Consider the following 15,869-nt stretch of genomic DNA (forward strand, 5'->3'; position numbering starts at 1 on the left):
TCTGCTTTCACCTTAATGAAAACAGCTTTTTTAGAGTAGTATTATCACAGTAGTACACCAGTCTAACTACTTCTGAAGAGTGTACTTTCTTCTTAAAAACATACAATACAGTTAGTGGAGATCAAAGAAACTGTACAGTCATAGTAGGACGAGACAGGATAAGTCCGTAGTGAGTCCGTTATGAGTCCGTAGTGAGTCCGTTATTTTGTCTAAAAAAACGGACTCACTACGGAATGATATTACAGCGACTATAGACTCATCCAAAGCAAAATATCAACTACATACAAACATCACAAGATTATAATACTTGTAGATAGTCTATGATTTCGTCTATATCACGCTTTGCATGAGTAGCTATCGTTTCGAACAATTCCTTCTCATTATTAAAGTTAGGATTATCTACTAATACCGTTTCTAATACACTATACATAGGCATCTGCTCCACTCCCTGATTCCACTTACTATCTTTTAATAACTGCCAATATCTATCTTGTATTTCAGCATTTTGTCCCATGAGCCATAACTCAAAACGCATCTCAGCATGATTTAAGACAATCCCAAAACGCAATAACTCTCCTCTTAAATACTCGTTATAAAAAGGAAAATAGGTATAATCCATATAACCCGGAGATACATTGCTAAACTTAAACTCCGTATAGCGACTATCTCTTTTTTCTAAGTGAGCTTTTATACGCATTACTAGGGATAATAGGTGTTTATATACTATAGGTACTTCCTCTCCTTTTACTATTTGCTGATATGCTCTTATTTTATTATTCATCGTATTGTATTTAAATTAAGATATATATAAAGTAAAAAGCCGTAGTCTTAAAATAAGGCTACGGCTTTTATGCGAATTAATAATAACTTTCTTTTGTTTTTTAACAAATACTAATATAGTAAATAATTTTAACATTTAAAGAAACATTATTATTGCTTTTTATTTAAAAACAATTTTATAGCCTTAGCTTCTTCTGTTTTTATAAAACTATCCTTACCTTCATTATAATGATTTCCATCTCTCCACTCCATTGTGCTCAGTTTTTCTTTTAATTCTTGATAAGCCTTTTTCACAGCAGGATGTGCTCTTAGGTAATCTCTAAAAGCGATATGACGTGTCCAGTTCATGTTATCCACTGGGATAGCATGTATATTCGCTACTCTGATATCGTGATTATGTAATGCTTCAGGCACTTCTGTTCCTATTCCTATCTGAGTAGGAAATCCATATACATGAGGCTCTTGATCCAGCTTAACGAAAAATCTTCTGTATGGCATATCTTCATTGTATAGTTCATAATAGACATACCCTTTTGCAGTCATGAGGCTAGGCAATTTATCCAAATCTTCTTCTGATTTTAATCCTATCATAATATCTATAATAGGCTTAGCAGATAATCCTTCTACAGAAGTACTTCCGATATGCTCTATCTGTACCTCTAAGTGATTTAATACAGGTGCTAATTCTCCTTTTATAAGGTCAAACTCCTCTCTCCACTGAGGATTGTATTTCTCAAAAGCTACTTTCATGGTTTTACGATATACTGGGTTCTATTCGTTACAAAGATACTCTTCACTCTTTAAGACACTTAAAACTAAAGTCAAAAAAAGCACCAATAAACAATATTGGTGCTTCAACTATCTTATTCGGAGTATGGAAACGAAACATTCATCTTCTCATAAGGAATGTACTTCGCTAATATCTCTTTATACTCTGTATAGGTCAATAATCCTCTATACTTATCATTGGTATCTTCTAATCTATAATCGATGATAGGACGCTCTATTAACTCCTGTAGAAGAGCCACTTTATCCTCTGATAGATACTGTATATGTGTCTTTAGGGTAGCCCTAAGGTTTTCTATAAACTCTTGATCAGACTGATTGTTATAGGTATCTAGCTGACTCATATCCATCACGATGCGTTTAAAGATAAAGTCTCTTAAATTCTTCGCTTCATAAGTAGCTTCTATATCATCGTGCCATACATATACGATAGGATAATCACCGTCTACCTCTTCATTCATCATGAAACAATACATATCCCCTGCCCCATTCTTAGCAAACGAAATAAAGTTGTACTCCTCTTTTATCTCCATATAATTATCAGGGTCTCTTAGCCAGGCTATATCTTCATCAACATCCTTTAAAGGAGTCAATTCGAAGTCATCACTAAATAACAATAAAGGTGGATTATCTTTTAACTTCGGAAATGTCGTTGCATACCACATCGGACTGTACTCTCCTACTTCTAACATATTATCCTTTTCTAACTGCTTATAAAGCTCAGGATAAACGATATTATATTTCTGTTCTAATTCTGTTATAGTCATAGCTATTCTTTTTAAAAGTCTCTATATTTATCAAACCACTGATTAGCTTCTTCTTCCGTTATAGCTAACGTACTAAAAGAAACTAATTGCATGACTGCTTCCCAAGTATCCTCTCTCTCTGTAGTTTCGATATTCGGTAGATTATTTATTATCTCTACTAATACCTTTATCGCTTCTTTGATTTCCTCTTTTGTCTTAGCTTTCTTAATTACCTTTAGAGCCTCTTTATACGCTTTTACAGTCACTTTATTATTCTTACCTGTCCAAGATCCAAATGGGATACTAAACTCAGTAATAAACCACTCAGGCTTCTTTAAATTAGAAACAGAAGCGTATTGAAAGGTTCTCTCCTTCTCTAATACAGTTAATTGTTTCTTTAATTCTTTACCGCCCTTTTCCTCAATATTCCAACCAATGAAATAATTTAGTTTAGACCAACTCGCTAAAGTTGGTATTCCTTCTAGGTTAGGCATATACCTCAACTCTAGGCTTTCTAAATTCTCAAACTGCTTTAATTCACCTAGATTACATACATTACCAGATAGCGATATTGCTGTCAAATTAGTGAATTGCGATAAACTATTACAATCAAAAGGTTGCCCATTCACTTTAGTATGAATATTGATCTCCTTGATATGTGCTGTCGTTTTAAGTACTTGTAATCTCAAGGGAGATACAGTATCATTAGCAAACGAAAAAGACAAAGTTTCTAGGTGCTCATAGTTCTCTAAAGTTAGATTGCTGACCTTCCCTCTAACAGAGATGTCTTTCACTCCCTTGCCTAATATTAAGCGAATAGGATAATCAATAGTCACTACTAATCTTCTGATAGCTGCTTGACTAAAATCAGCTTCTTTACAATCTAGTGGTACCCAATCTAGCTGTTCCATCTCACGAGTAGCACTCCACTGGATAAATGACGTATCATCTCCGTGGTATTCCATCACACGAGGCCAATTACCTCCTGCTGGAACTTGAAACTCATTAAATACGCTCCAATTAATAGTATCTTCTCTCTCTACTAAAGCATCACATTTAGACATTGTAATTCCCTTAGTACCTATCGCAAAACGACCTTGTCCTGCTGTTATCTTTACTTTATGACTATTCTCTTTAGTCAGTGATAAGTAAAATGGTTTATCTCTTTCCATACTTTCTTATTTAAACCACACTTCATATCCAAATCTACAAATAGCAATGAACATGATGAATAAGAAGATATATCTCACCCATACCTGTCCTTTTAGAATAGCCATCTTCGCTCCAAAATATCCTCCTAAACCGTTACAAACAGCCATTGGGATAGCAACTTTCCATATAATAGCTCCTTTTAATAAAAATAAGCAGATACTACCAAAGTTGGTCACTAGGTTAATCAGTTTTGCATAAGCAGATGCTTTAAAAAAGTCAAAACCAATTAAAAAAACAAATCCCATAATAAAGAAAGTACCTGTAGCTGGCCCAATAAAACCATCGTAAAAACCTACTACTACCGAAATGATAACTCCCCAGATATACTTCTGTCTATCTGTAATATTAGTAATCGCTTTTCTAGAGAAGTCCTTTTTGACATAAGTGAATATCCATAGGGCTATTAAGATGATAAATAACAAAGGCTTCATAAAGTCATTATTCACTATCGTCAAAACATAAGAGCCTGCAAAAGCACTTCCAAAAGAGATCAAGGCTAATAGGGCAAAGTACATCCAGTTTATCTTAGTCTGCTTTAAATATTGTCTGACAGCTATAGCCGTTCCTGAAAAAGCGGGAATCTTAAGTGTACCTATCACAGTCGATACAGGGAGTTGGGGTAATAAGGCTAGGCCTAGTGGTGTTTGTATTAGTCCTCCTCCTCCTGCGATGGCATCTATAAACCCAGCACAGAAAGCAACTATTCCTAAATACAATAAGATATCTAATTCCATTTGTGTTTTATAAGTACACAAATGTAGAAGTATTACTTTATCTTCTAAAGTGTATTTTTCCTTTTTTATCTAAAAACCACTAGTTAATAAAAAAACCACTAACAATAGTTAGTGGTTTTCTTTCATTTTGTATTAAGAGCATCTATGTCAATAATACCTTAATAACTCTATTAATCATTTTCTTTTAACTTTATTCATTCTCTAAATGTAAGTATCCTTGTTTCTTGATAATTCTAGCTCCTCTAGCATCAGAATATTCGTATGTTAAGACGTAGAAGTAAGTACCTGTTGGTAGTTTAGCATTTTTATTCATAGTACCACGCCCTTCTGAATATCCTTTAAATACATTACCATTACTATCATAATTGGTTGTTTCGTACACCTTAGCTCCCCATCTATTGAATATCTGTACTTTGTTATTAGGGTAACGAGTAATATTATCAATAATAAAATAATCATTCTTACCGTCTCCATTAGGAGAAACAGCGTTATATACGACTACATCACCATCTAACATTACATCAGTATTTACTGTCCCTAAAGTGAAGAATCCATAACCATTTACAGCAGTAGCTGTAGTTACTTCTTTATTTGCGATATCTACTACTCCTCCTTCATCTACCCAAATAAGATTATGTGAATCCCAACGGATAATATGTAAATCTTTTTCTGGATTTAGTAACATCTCTTTCAATGTAGTATTCTCGCTCCAACTCAAGGTTAGCAAGACATCTCCTTCTGTGTTATTTCCTTTATCTACTAACCAAAACTCTTTTGTATTCAATAAATTAATTACTCCAGATTTATTACTATGAGATTCGAAGAACTGTTTATCATCATAAATATATCTACTAACATAAACAGATTTATCACTTTTAGGAGCAGAGATTTTAGCATATCTAAAGTTACCTTTATTTCCTTGAGGGAACATAAACTCATCGTTTCCTATTTTCTCTATCTCACCATCAGCAAAGCTTTTATCACTCACATTAATTGCTTTTGCTCCTTTCTGAAAACTGATCATCCCTTTTGATAATCCTGTTGTTGCATTCAAAGTCGAGTCTACCTTTACAATTCCGTCTTGAAAATCCATTGTTCCATAGACATCTATATTTGTTTTCAGATCAAAAGCTCCTGCTGTCTGTGGATTATTTAAGACTACATCATAAAACTCAGTAAATGAGTTACCCGAAATAGTCTGTACCCCTGTTTCGTTCTCATATCTACTAAACACGACTTTACCTGTCTTCGCATTTTTACTAATACTATAGATTCCTTCGTTTGTAAAATTATTAAAGAAATAAACAGTACCATCATTAGTAAAGTCACCTTTCTTTTCGTTAATAAACTCCGCTACAGTACCCATTTCTGTACCTGGCATAACGGATAATATTCCTTCATTTACAGTTTGTGCTGAAGCAATACATGGCACTAGCCCAAGAATTATTAAACTGATATTCTTCTTTTTCATAACTACTCTTTTTATTCATTTTATCCCCAGCTTTAAAAGCAATATTAGCTTTCAATCTCTGGTTTTTTTAACCTTATCCCTACGAGGTCGTTTTACAATAAAACCAAAAATCGCACCAATTAATCTATTTTGTATAAAATTTTGTACCTAATCATTCTTCTATTAGATCTTTTCAGCAATTTCACTAGTCTCAAACACCTATAAAACGAACACACTATTTATTATTTTATCATAATTACTAGCAATACAAAAATAGAACTTAACCAACAATATTTAATACTACACAAACATTTATACACAATAAATAAAAATATTATACAAATACACGATTAAAACTCATAAAATAACAATTGTAAAAAATAATTTACAAAAACCTTCTAGTCACCATAGGCGACTCCCCTCTAGTCTATAAACACCTCATGTATACCTCTAGTGATTAATCGTTAAATTACAATCTTATTTTACAACAAACAATCGCTAATGGTGAATATTTAATTCTCTGATGCTTTTATCATTTATTCAACTACTCTTACTGTCTTTCTGAACATTAAAATAATATTTTAAAAAAATAAGAGCCAAATATCTAAAGATACTTGACTCTTATTTCTACTTTTCTTTTCCATTAATATTATACATTATCCAGCACCTATACAGGATACTAATAAAGCTTAGTAAATGACCGATTAAAAAAACATAGGTTCTAGTTAGATAATACACTAACTAGAAACCTACTACAAACAACGTATCTATAATTCGGCCAGAACTATATTTTATCGTATAACTATAAAGCGCAGTATTACAAGAAATGTGTTATAAACTCTCTTACAAGAGAATAAATCACGACAACAGCACTTAATATCCATTTTATCATAATACTTCTATTTATGGCGTTATACCTATTTTTTACAATTACTTCTTTACAGTCTATAAACAAGAATATTGACTCTAATTCTATTTTCAACAAAGCCTCTAACCAAATCAATACTTCTCATTAAAAGAAATATTCTTAACAGAAAACATTAAGTATCCTTCATTAATACTAAGATTTCAATACCTAGAGAGTCTCTTATGAAGAGCAAATATATAACAAATCACTTAATGGTGACTTAATAATTAGTACTTTTGATAAAATATTTTTTTTACTTCATTATGTCAGAGAAAAAGGAAAAACCAAGAGAGAGAAATAAAGAAAAAAGTAAAGAAACATTACTTCAAACAGTAGGAATAATCTTAAAGGAAAAAGGCTATTCTGCTCTTAAAGTAAATGATATCGCTGCAACGGCAGGCTTAGACAAAAAACTTATCTATAATTACTTTGGAGGTGTAGATCAATTACTTGATGAGTATATCAACTCCCAATATTTTTGGAACAATATAGATCCTGATTTATTGTTAGACGAAGCCACTAAAGATGGCGGAAAAGAAATGGGTAAAGCATTATTAGCTGAACAATACGACTTTGTTCAACAAAACAAGGAGTTTCAAAAACTAATGCTTTGGCAATTATCCGAAGACAGAGATTCTTTAAAAAGAATTATAACCAAACAGGAAGATATAGGAGAAGTTCTATTCAAGAATGTATCTGATCATCACTTTGGTGATAAAGCAGATAATTATCGCGCTTTAATGGCTATTCTTGTATCTGGGGCTTATTACCTCAACTTATACGCTGAACACAATGGAAGGTATTTCTGTGGTATAGACCTCCACAGTGATGAAGGAAGACAAAAGATAAAAGAGGCAATGAACTCTATTATAGACAAGGCCTACGAAAAGTAAAAAACAAGAAAGAGAATAGTATAACTTATATCTATTCTCTTTCTTGTTTTAAACATTGTCAATACTAGACAAGTTATAATATAAACTTATGTTTGCGATAATCACTAGGTGAATACCCTGTCACCTTTTTAAATAACCTTGTAAAATAAGAAGGTGAATTATACTTTAATTCAAAAGCGATACCTGCAATATCTCTTGTTTTATCTTGTAAGAGTATTTGACTATGTAAGATACTAATCTCATTAATCCACTGTTTAGGTGGTTTATTAGTAGCTTCCTTGACACATCTATTGAGATAATTCTCTGAGATGTGAAGAAGGTTAGCATAAAACAGTACATTCTTATGGTCGATATGAAATTTCTGTACCAACTCTCTGAAGCGAAAGGCAATATCTAGTTGTCTACTCATCGGAGTCTTCTTTTCCATATCAACGCGAATTACCTTCATTAATATAGCCTCTAACAAAGTAACACAAATCTCTACATCTCTATTTTCACTTAAAGATTCTTCTTCTAGCAAATCTAATGTTCTACCTACCCAACTCGCATTCATCTCATTAAGCTTTACATGAGGATTCATGGCAAAAAACTTTAAATCAGTTGCTCCTAATAATATATCTGTAACCACATCGTTCTCATATATAACAAAATACCCCCTGATATCCTCTGATATAGATAGGGTTGCTGTTATATTTCCATTCTTGACATTGATAATCTCATGTTTAGACAAAGTATAAGCTCCACTATCTAAATACTGTGTCATCTCCCCCGTAGTCAACATAATCATAAAATTAAATGTGGTACGATAAGGGATAACAGGCATTAAAATTCCCCTTAAATAGTCTTCTAAACGATAAACTTGAATCTTGCTATCATTCTCTAAATAACTATTATCCAAATGAGGCAAAAACAACTTCTTATACTGATAGTTGTTCAATATTTCAATAGACGGCTTCGACATATTTCAACCAAATAATTAAGGCAAATTTTATAAAATAAATAGATCATTATCAATAGTCTATAGCTAATATTTTGCCAATATTACTTAGATATTCTATCAATAAGATTAGTAATTCCTAGTTCTTCTAATTTCTTCACTATCCATTTGTCTAACTGCTTGATAGGATACATCACCCACATCGCAAATACAAAAGGGAATGTCAAAGTAGTCCATCCATACTTAATCATAAAAATATCGAAATAGGTAGAGATAATTACACTGATTAACACATACATTCCTGCACGTACTTTATCCTCTCCCATAGCAATACCGCATAATACCGCATTAAAACTAAATACTCCTTCACTAATTAAAGCATTAGAGGCATGACTACTATGCGAAATATACACACTGACAATCACTGCTACAAAACCATATAATGCCTGTATAGGTCGGCTGATAAACACTCCCAAAAAGAATACAACTCCTGCTACAAAGCTCCCTTGAAATAATACTTGTCCAAAAGCATGGCCTTGAATTAAAAAGTCATCTAACTCTTCTATATCTACAAAGTGCTCAGGTACAGAACGAATAGCTAAATCAGGGATACTTAGAATAAACAGTGAAATCCAAGTAAAAAGAATAAAAGGAAATGTATAAGCTGGTAATTCCTTTTTTATTGCCCATCCCATTATAATGGTTGATAAAACAGATGAAATAATCATCATCGCATATACCCAAATACTAGGTTCAAAATAGAATATTAAAGCTACCCCTATCAGACATGAATTAAACCCATATAGTCCATTCTCTATGTCCTGCCTATCAAATCTCAACAACTTCGCTGTTATAATAGCTACTATATTACTCAGAGATGCCGCTAACGCCATATTGGTAGAATCGTAATATATTGCTGCCAAGAACAGCATTCCTGTTATTGCATTGGCTTGTAACATAATCTGTCCAAAACCTCTAAAAAAGGCCTTAAAACAATGAACTATAAGTTCTTTCATGGTTTTATTTTTGAGTTTTTAATTAAAATCTACTTAGGCTGTTATAAAAACAACTCATCCCATAGCTTCTGTTGAATTGTTTGAAATATAGTAAATAGCTTTTCTGCTCCTTGTCCTAAAACTCGAATCATAAATCCATCTCCTTCTAATAAGCTTATACCGAATTCGATTCCTTCTTTCTCTCCATACTGTTTATAGAAAAATTCTATGTATTCTAGTACAGATACATTAGCGGTATTGTAATAAATCAGAGTTCCCTGATGAGTATATCCCTCTAGAATACCTATCTCTTTAATAGGCATTAAGTCAGGTTGTAACAATACATTATCTTTTACTGTAAGCCTTCCCTCTACATAAATCTCAGTCAAATTCTGAAAGTGATTGTACTCAAACTCTTCTCCTGATAACTTCCTTCCACAAGTAATAATATCAGAAAGTAAAAAATGACAATCCTTCTTCATTTCTACTTTATTACGACTGATAAAAGTAGATGAACTCTGAGGCACTACCGGATGAGGAACATAGGCAAAAGCACTTCCCTTTTTCATATCTATTACAGTGGTTTGCATCGACTTATTCTTCATGTGAAAAAGACGTTGATACGCTTGTGTCTGTAATTGAAGTTTAGTGTACTTAGCAAGGTGAATAGAGATGCGATGATCATCATTGTCTAACAGTCCTGGAGAAGAACTCATAATCATTAGATAAGCTGCCTTATCTCTCTTATATTGCCCTACTGGTACAATTCGAAAAGGTTGAGTAACGTAAGCGTCCTTTAAATAAGAAGCTCCCTCACGTTGCTCAACTCTAATGTCTAATGATGAAATCATACTATCTCAATAAATTAGGTTCTTCAATATCCTCTAACAAAGCATATTTTTTAATCCAACCCACTATATCTTCTAACCCTTCTCCTGTTTTTAAATTAGAGAATAAGAAAGGGGCTCCTTTTCTCACTCGTCTTGCATCTGCCTCCATCACATTTAGATCTGCACCTACGTAAGGAGCTAAGTCTTTCTTATTGATTAACAACAGGTCAGAACGTGTGATGGCTGGTCCTCCTTTACTTGGCATTTTCTCCCCTTCTGCTACATCTAATACGAAAATAGTAATGTCGGCTAAGTCAGGGCTAAAGGTAGAAGATAAGTTATCTCCTCCACTCTCAATAAAAATCAACTCTAAATCAGGAAAACGATTAGCTAACTCATCTACAGCTTCCAGATTCATACTCGCGTCTTCGCGTATAGCAGTATGAGGGCATCCTCCTGTCTCTACTCCTATAATTCTATCTTTTGGCAATAGACTATTCTTAGCCATAAACTCTGCATCTACACGAGTGTAAATGTCATTAGTAATTACAGCTAGATCATATTCATTTAATAATCGACGACTCAATCGTTCAAGTAGAGCTGTTTTACCTGATCCAACAGGTCCTCCTACTCCTATTTTAATATATTTTCTATTTTCCATATTGTTGATTGTTTATGATAAATAAAGTCTTGAATAAAGGCGTTCGTGTTGCATACATCTGATGTCAAAACCAATATTACACAGACCGATAAGGTTTCTATCCATTACTAATGACTCTTCACTTAGTTTCAATAAATCATCGTGTAAGTAATACAGAATATCTTGCCCATCTAGTTGCCCTAGTGGTACTAGCTTTACAGCATTGGTAACCATCCCTATAGCTGCATTGTAGTAATATGCATGCATAGCTTCTACTAAAGGAATTTGCATTACTGCTGCAAAGACTCCATAAAGGATACAATAGTGATTATAAGTTTCTTTTGCCTTAATCAATTGTTCCCATTGTTGTACTACAGCATGCTCTCCACTGTATCTACTAAATATCTTATATAAACGCAATCCCAGCTTCTGACTACCTTGTCTTATTTCCATTGGTCCTTTCAGCGCATTACACTCTTGATCCAATGCAATTAGTTCTTTAATATCTCCTAACACAGTAGCATCATAGGCCAACTTCATCAGTGCTGCATCATTGTACTTAATATTATACCATAGATTATGTCTTATATACTGATCTGCTGATGCCTTATCACACACCATCCCATTCTGAACATAGGTTTCTAACCCATTAGAATGTGTATATCCCCCTATGGGTAATGCTGGATCTGCTAAATGCAATAACCTTCCTAAAAATGACTCTTGCATACTCTATAATTTTAATGATAAACTACCTTTAGGCAGTGTAAACGTAAACTTCTTATGCTGTTCAAAATCAACATTTGCATTTAGTGGACATCTCAACTTCTTTTCTATAACCTCTGTTGTATATCCATTTTTATCAAACCACTCCTGCATAGAACGTTCATAAGGCATATATAAGCTATTACCTTCAGCAAAAAGTGGGATATGCTTATTTCCTATTTCATAAGCCACTAAACCTAATGTTTTCATATCAGATGCTGTAAAGGAAATAGCTTCACAAGGCAAAATAGATACCATGATTACTTTTTGCTGGTCTTCATATAGGATATCTCCATCTTTTAAACTCTGCCCTTTACCTAAAAAACGAATAGCAATAGATACCCCATCAGCTGTCACTAGACGCTGAATACGCTTCTCTACTTGATACCATTCGATGTATAAATAATCGATATGCTTCTCTATCTCTTCTGACTTACAATTTCTTATCGCTTGAGTTACTAGCATTCTTACGTTTACTTAAAAATGAGAATACAGGGTTAAGAAACCTTGTATTCTCTTGTTGTTGGTTTATTTGTTTGTTGTTTCTTATAGTTTAAAACAAGAAATATCGCTGTCCTAGTGCTACCTCATCTATTGGCTTACAAGTGATTTTCTTACCATCTATACTTACCTCATAGTTCTCTGGATTCACAATAATCTCTGGTGTAGCATGATTGTGAATCATATCTGCTTTAGAGATATTACGACAGTTAGTCACTGGAAGCAATGTTCTAGCGACCCCGTATTCTTCTTGAATACCTTTTTCTAGAGATACCTTAGAGACGAAGTTAAAACAAGTAGTAGTTACTGCTTTTCCTAATCCTCCATACATCGTTCTTAAGATAATAGGTTGTGGTGTAGGGATAGACGCGTTTGCATCTCCCATCTTAGAAGCTGCTATCATTCCTCCTTTGATAATCATCTCTGGTTTCGCACCAAATAAAGCTGGTTTCCATATCACTAAATCGGCTATTTTACCTGGTTCTATTGACCCGATATAATTAGATACCCCATGAGCAATAGCAGGGTTGATTGTATACTTCGCTACATATCTTTTTGCACGGAAGTTATCATTCCCTGTTCCCTTATCCTCTGCTAGACTACCGATTTGTTTCTTCATCTTATCAGCTGTTTGCCATGTTCTAGTGACTACTTCACCTACACGTCCCATAGCTTGAGAATCAGAACTCATGATACTAAATACTCCTTGGTCTTGCAAGATATCTTCAGCCGCAATAGTCTCAGGGCGAATACGCGAATCTGCAAAAGCTACATCTTCTGGAATATCTTTACTCAAGTGGTGACACACCATCAGCATATCTAAGTGCTCATCGATTGTATTCTTTGTAAATGGTCTTGTCGGGTTAGTTGATGCAGGTAATACATTAGGGTACATTGCAGATTTTATAATATCAGGTGCGTGTCCTCCTCCCGCTCCTTCTGTGTGGAATGTATGGATTACACGTCCATTAATTGCTTGCATTGTGTCTTCTAAGAATCCTCCTTCATTTAACGTATCTGTGTGTATCGCTACCTGCACATCATATTGATCAGCTACAGATAACGCTCTATCGATAGTAGCTGGAGTAGCTCCCCAGTCTTCGTGTATCTTTACTCCTAAAGCTCCTGCTTCGATCTGTTCGATAATAGGCTGTTCTGTACCTACATTTCCCTTTCCGAAGAAACCGAAATTCATAGGTAAGTGATCCACAGCTTGCATCATACGTCTAATACTCCATTTACCAGGAGTCACAGTTGTTGCATTTGTTCCATCTGCTGGTCCAGTACCTCCTCCTATCATGGTAGTCACTCCACTATAAAGGGCTGTCTCTATCTGTGTAGGACTGATATAATGAATATGAGTGTCTATACCTCCTGCTGTAACGATATACCCTGCTCCTCCATGTACTTCTGTAGAAGCCCCGATAATCATATTAGGACTCACATCATCCATCGTATCAGGGTTACCTGCTCTACCTACACCTACTATCTTACCATCTTTAATACCAATATCTCCTTTCACGATACCCCAGTGATCAATAATAATAGCTCCTGTAATCACCATATCTAACACCCCTTCATGACTAAGATGATTAGAAGATTGCATCATTCCATCACGTACAGTTTTTCCTCCACCGAACTTACTCTCATCCCCATAACTTGCAAAGTCTTTCTCTACCTCAATGATAATCTCTGTATCTCCTAGACGCACTCTATCTCCTACTGTAGGACCAAAGATTGCACTGTAGTTTGCTCTACCAACTTTTAAACTCATAATGATTTGTTTTTAAAGTACTGTTTCTCTACTTTTTTCATCGCTATAGCTTTAGCTTCTTCAGAGATAGTCTCTCCATTAGCTAAATCGTTATGTCCATATATCTTTCGTGCACCTGCATAAGGTACTAAGTCTACCTCTTTTTCTTCTCCTGGCTCAAAACGAACAGCTGTACTGGCAATAATATTTAATCGTTTACCAAATGCCGCAGCACGGTCGAACTCCATCATTTTATTTACTTCAAAAAAATGATAGTGAGACCCCACTTGGATAGGTCTATCTCCTTTATTAACCACTGTAATGGTAGTAATCTCTCTACCTTCATTACAGATAATATCTTCCTCTTTAATAAAATATTCTCCTGGAACCATTTGTTGACGTATTAAATTATCTAATAGGGTTGTGTACTGTCACTAGCTTTGTTCCATCAGGGAAAGTAGCTTCTATCTGTACATCGTGAATCATCTCGGCAATTCCATCCATTACATCTTCACGTGTTAATAGTGTAGCTCCATACTGCATTAACTCTGCTACTGTTTTTCCATCTCGTGCCGCTTCTAGAAGCTCACTACTGATATAGGCTATAGATTCAGGATAATTTAGTTTTACCCCTCTAGCCTTGCGTTTTTTGGCTAATTCACCAGCCAAGTGCAAAAGCAACTTTTCCGTTTCTCTCGGTAATAAATGCATATATATTTTTAATTAAAATTGAAAAAATAGAATAACACTCCAACATAGATTTAACTACATTGGCTACATATTGATTGATTAACTAAGTAGCAAAGATTTGACCACAATTACCCTGTAGCCATTATTTTTTAAACTATCCCATGAGGAATCTTAAGTGTCTGGTATAATAAGTACTTTGCTCTATGCTGTTGCAGATAAGCAGATACATTGTCCTCACTTAAAACGGGTGTAGTAAAACGCTCATTAAAAACGTATGTATGCAGAAAGTGTAGTACATCACCTAAATCTATTTTATCACTAGAAAAGTCATTAGTATCTAACGATTTTAAATACTCCACTTCTACTTCTATTTGACAAAAAACTTTAGATGCTTCTTTCTTGCTAACTTGATCAGATAACAAAACTTTACCTGATGCGGCATAATTCTTCCCTGTCTCTACACGTTGGCTTGCAAATACAAATCCAAAATGAAAGAGAAAAAAACACAAAACGATAATTCGAGATAATGCTTTCATAACAGTGTTATATACCTTGTTCTTAATTATGCCACAAAGATAAAATCTATATACTCCATCTAATAGCACAAATCTTGACTATACTACCATAAAATAGGCAATTGAGAATACAAATCGTTAAACTTGTCCTTATCTTTATGGACATAAAACACACAACAATGAAAACACATAACTATCAAGCTACCATAGAGTGGACAGGGAACAAAGGAACTGGAACTGATAACTACAAGAACTATGAAAGAGATCATACTATTACAATTGATTATAAACCTGCTATATTAGGTTCATCTGACCCTGCTTTTAGAGGAGATAAGACCAGACACAACCCTGAAGATATGCTTATTTCTTCTCTATCTTCTTGCCATATGTTGTGGTACTTACACTTCTGCTCTGTAAATAATATTATTGTAGTAGCATATACAGATCATGTGACTGGTGTAATGATAGAAGAAGTAGATGGCAAAGGTAAATTCACTGAAGTAACACTCCATCCTACGGTAGTTGTAGCTAATAAAGATATGGTCGAAAAAGCAAAAGAACTACATCATAAAGCCAATGAATATTGCTTCATCGCTAACTCTATAAACTTCCCTATCAAACACAATCCTACTATCCTTGTACAACAATAGACATCTAAGAAGTTGTCGACGGCATTGTTTTTATCCAAAATAATAATACTGAAACCCTAAAGAAGTAATCATTCTTGCTAAATACACC

At 34.1% G+C, this 15,869-nt stretch carries 18 protein-coding genes; 2 read left to right on the forward strand and 16 right to left on the reverse strand.

The features are described 5' to 3' along the window. Positions 1 to 298 precede the first annotated feature (298 nt). The 6 genes from MYRA21_RS16880 to MYRA21_RS16905 form a co-directional block, all read right to left on the reverse strand. Positions 299 to 781, reverse strand: coding sequence for a hypothetical protein (locus tag MYRA21_RS16880; protein ID WP_039329983.1), 483 nt, complete (start codon positions 779 to 781; stop codon positions 299 to 301). 149 nt (positions 782 to 930) lie between these two features. Then, the gene (locus MYRA21_RS16885; RefSeq protein WP_039329984.1) at positions 931 to 1,530 is read right to left on the reverse strand and encodes a GrpB family protein; all 600 of its coding nucleotides are present in this window, start codon (positions 1,528 to 1,530) and stop codon (positions 931 to 933) included. Between the two features lie 113 nt (positions 1,531 to 1,643). Beyond that, positions 1,644 to 2,333, reverse strand: coding sequence for an SMI1/KNR4 family protein (locus MYRA21_RS16890; protein WP_039329985.1), 690 nt, complete (start codon positions 2,331 to 2,333; stop codon positions 1,644 to 1,646). Positions 2,334 to 2,344: 11 nt separating this feature from the next. Beyond that, entirely contained in the window at positions 2,345 to 3,484 is a 1,140-nt protein-coding gene (locus MYRA21_RS16895) for a hypothetical protein (RefSeq protein WP_039329986.1), read from the reverse strand. 6 nt (positions 3,485 to 3,490) lie between these two features. Next, on the reverse strand, positions 3,491 to 4,258 hold the full coding sequence (locus MYRA21_RS16900) for a TSUP family transporter (protein WP_006258209.1): 768 nt from the start codon (positions 4,256 to 4,258) through the stop codon (positions 3,491 to 3,493). Between the two features lie 190 nt (positions 4,259 to 4,448). Beyond that, positions 4,449 to 5,729: a gliding motility-associated C-terminal domain-containing protein gene (locus tag MYRA21_RS16905; protein WP_006258210.1), complete on the reverse strand. Its 1,281-nt coding sequence runs from the start codon at positions 5,727 to 5,729 to the stop codon at positions 4,449 to 4,451. Positions 5,730 to 6,878: 1,149 nt separating this feature from the next. Between MYRA21_RS16905 and MYRA21_RS16910 the strand changes: the two genes are divergently transcribed. Next, on the forward strand, positions 6,879 to 7,508 hold the full coding sequence (locus tag MYRA21_RS16910) for a TetR/AcrR family transcriptional regulator (RefSeq protein ID WP_039329987.1): 630 nt from the start codon (positions 6,879 to 6,881) through the stop codon (positions 7,506 to 7,508). A 73-nt stretch (positions 7,509 to 7,581) separates the two neighbouring features. Here MYRA21_RS16910 and MYRA21_RS16915 read toward each other — a convergent pair whose 3' ends face one another. The 10 genes from MYRA21_RS16915 to MYRA21_RS16960 all read right to left on the reverse strand — a co-directional run bounded on the left by MYRA21_RS16915 (position 7,582) and on the right by MYRA21_RS16960 (position 15,152). Beyond that, on the reverse strand, positions 7,582 to 8,469 hold the full coding sequence (locus MYRA21_RS16915) for an AraC family transcriptional regulator (protein ID WP_039329988.1): 888 nt from the start codon (positions 8,467 to 8,469) through the stop codon (positions 7,582 to 7,584). A gap of 80 nt (positions 8,470 to 8,549) precedes the next feature. Beyond that, positions 8,550 to 9,461 (reverse strand): urea transporter, encoded by a 912-nt coding sequence (locus tag MYRA21_RS16920; RefSeq protein WP_006258213.1) that lies wholly within the window; start codon positions 9,459 to 9,461, stop codon positions 8,550 to 8,552. 41 nt (positions 9,462 to 9,502) lie between these two features. Next, positions 9,503 to 10,291, reverse strand: a complete 789-nt coding sequence (locus tag MYRA21_RS16925; RefSeq protein WP_039329989.1) for an urease accessory protein UreD — start codon at positions 10,289 to 10,291, stop codon at positions 9,503 to 9,505. A gap of 1 nt (position 10,292) precedes the next feature. Further along, positions 10,293 to 10,931, reverse strand: coding sequence for an urease accessory protein UreG (gene ureG, locus MYRA21_RS16930; protein WP_006258215.1), 639 nt, complete (start codon positions 10,929 to 10,931; stop codon positions 10,293 to 10,295). A gap of 12 nt (positions 10,932 to 10,943) precedes the next feature. Beyond that, entirely contained in the window at positions 10,944 to 11,636 is a 693-nt protein-coding gene (locus MYRA21_RS16935; protein ID WP_006258216.1) for an urease accessory protein UreF, read from the reverse strand. 3 nt (positions 11,637 to 11,639) lie between these two features. Beyond that, positions 11,640 to 12,137, reverse strand: coding sequence for an urease accessory protein UreE (locus tag MYRA21_RS16940; protein WP_039329990.1), 498 nt, complete (start codon positions 12,135 to 12,137; stop codon positions 11,640 to 11,642). An 88-nt stretch (positions 12,138 to 12,225) separates the two neighbouring features. Continuing rightward, positions 12,226 to 13,947 (reverse strand): urease subunit alpha, encoded by a 1,722-nt coding sequence (ureC, locus tag MYRA21_RS16945; protein WP_006258218.1) that lies wholly within the window; start codon positions 13,945 to 13,947, stop codon positions 12,226 to 12,228. Beyond that, entirely contained in the window at positions 13,944 to 14,318 is a 375-nt protein-coding gene (gene ureB / locus MYRA21_RS16950) for an urease subunit beta (protein ID WP_006261509.1), read from the reverse strand. Before ureB ends, ureC begins: the two co-directional genes overlap by 4 nt. Positions 14,319 to 14,334: 16 nt before the next feature. Continuing rightward, complete coding sequence (gene ureA, locus MYRA21_RS16955) at positions 14,335 to 14,637, reverse strand: urease subunit gamma (protein WP_006258220.1); 303 nt, start codon at positions 14,635 to 14,637, stop codon at positions 14,335 to 14,337. Positions 14,638 to 14,765: 128 nt separating this feature from the next. After that, complete coding sequence (locus tag MYRA21_RS16960; protein WP_039329991.1) at positions 14,766 to 15,152, reverse strand: hypothetical protein; 387 nt, start codon at positions 15,150 to 15,152, stop codon at positions 14,766 to 14,768. Positions 15,153 to 15,310: 158 nt separating this feature from the next. On the opposite strand from MYRA21_RS16960, the gene MYRA21_RS16965 reads away from it, so the two are divergent. Then, positions 15,311 to 15,781, forward strand: a complete 471-nt coding sequence (locus MYRA21_RS16965) for an OsmC family protein (RefSeq protein WP_232279330.1) — start codon at positions 15,311 to 15,313, stop codon at positions 15,779 to 15,781. Positions 15,782 to 15,869: the final 88 nt, after the last annotated feature.

The organism is Myroides sp. A21, assembly GCF_000807225.1.
In the GTDB taxonomy this organism is placed as follows: domain Bacteria; phylum Bacteroidota; class Bacteroidia; order Flavobacteriales; family Flavobacteriaceae; genus Flavobacterium; species Flavobacterium odoratimimum.

Bases quoted from the DNA above. Each gene is read 5' to 3' on its own strand.
- MYRA21_RS16910 (WP_039329987.1), top strand. From the start codon at position 6,879: ATGTCAGAGAAAAAGGAAAAACCAAGAGAGAGAAATAAAGAAAAAAGT.
- MYRA21_RS16920 (WP_006258213.1), bottom strand. From the start codon at position 9,461: ATGAAAGAACTTATAGTTCATTGTTTTAAGGCCTTTTTTAGAGGTTTT.
- MYRA21_RS16925 (WP_039329989.1), bottom strand. From the start codon at position 10,291: ATGATTTCATCATTAGACATTAGAGTTGAGCAACGTGAGGGAGCTTCT.
- MYRA21_RS16965 (WP_232279330.1), top strand. From the start codon at position 15,311: ATGAAAACACATAACTATCAAGCTACCATAGAGTGGACAGGGAACAAA.
- MYRA21_RS16895 (WP_039329986.1), bottom strand. From the start codon at position 3,484: ATGGAAAGAGATAAACCATTTTACTTATCACTGACTAAAGAGAATAGT.
- MYRA21_RS16885 (WP_039329984.1), bottom strand. From the start codon at position 1,530: ATGAAAGTAGCTTTTGAGAAATACAATCCTCAGTGGAGAGAGGAGTTT.
- MYRA21_RS16915 (WP_039329988.1), bottom strand. From the start codon at position 8,469: ATGTCGAAGCCGTCTATTGAAATATTGAACAACTATCAGTATAAGAAG.
- MYRA21_RS16905 (WP_006258210.1), bottom strand. From the start codon at position 5,729: ATGAAAAAGAAGAATATCAGTTTAATAATTCTTGGGCTAGTGCCATGT.
- MYRA21_RS16880 (WP_039329983.1), bottom strand. From the start codon at position 781: ATGAATAATAAAATAAGAGCATATCAGCAAATAGTAAAAGGAGAGGAA.
- MYRA21_RS16890 (WP_039329985.1), bottom strand. From the start codon at position 2,333: ATGACTATAACAGAATTAGAACAGAAATATAATATCGTTTATCCTGAG.
- MYRA21_RS16960 (WP_039329991.1), bottom strand. From the start codon at position 15,152: ATGAAAGCATTATCTCGAATTATCGTTTTGTGTTTTTTTCTCTTTCAT.
- MYRA21_RS16900 (WP_006258209.1), bottom strand. From the start codon at position 4,258: ATGGAATTAGATATCTTATTGTATTTAGGAATAGTTGCTTTCTGTGCT.
- MYRA21_RS16940 (WP_039329990.1), bottom strand. From the start codon at position 12,137: ATGCTAGTAACTCAAGCGATAAGAAATTGTAAGTCAGAAGAGATAGAG.
- ureA (WP_006258220.1), bottom strand. From the start codon at position 14,637: ATGCATTTATTACCGAGAGAAACGGAAAAGTTGCTTTTGCACTTGGCT.
- ureB (WP_006261509.1), bottom strand. From the start codon at position 14,318: ATGGTTCCAGGAGAATATTTTATTAAAGAGGAAGATATTATCTGTAAT.
- ureG (WP_006258215.1), bottom strand. From the start codon at position 10,931: ATGGAAAATAGAAAATATATTAAAATAGGAGTAGGAGGACCTGTTGGA.
- MYRA21_RS16935 (WP_006258216.1), bottom strand. From the start codon at position 11,636: ATGCAAGAGTCATTTTTAGGAAGGTTATTGCATTTAGCAGATCCAGCA.
- ureC (WP_006258218.1), bottom strand. From the start codon at position 13,947: ATGAGTTTAAAAGTTGGTAGAGCAAACTACAGTGCAATCTTTGGTCCT.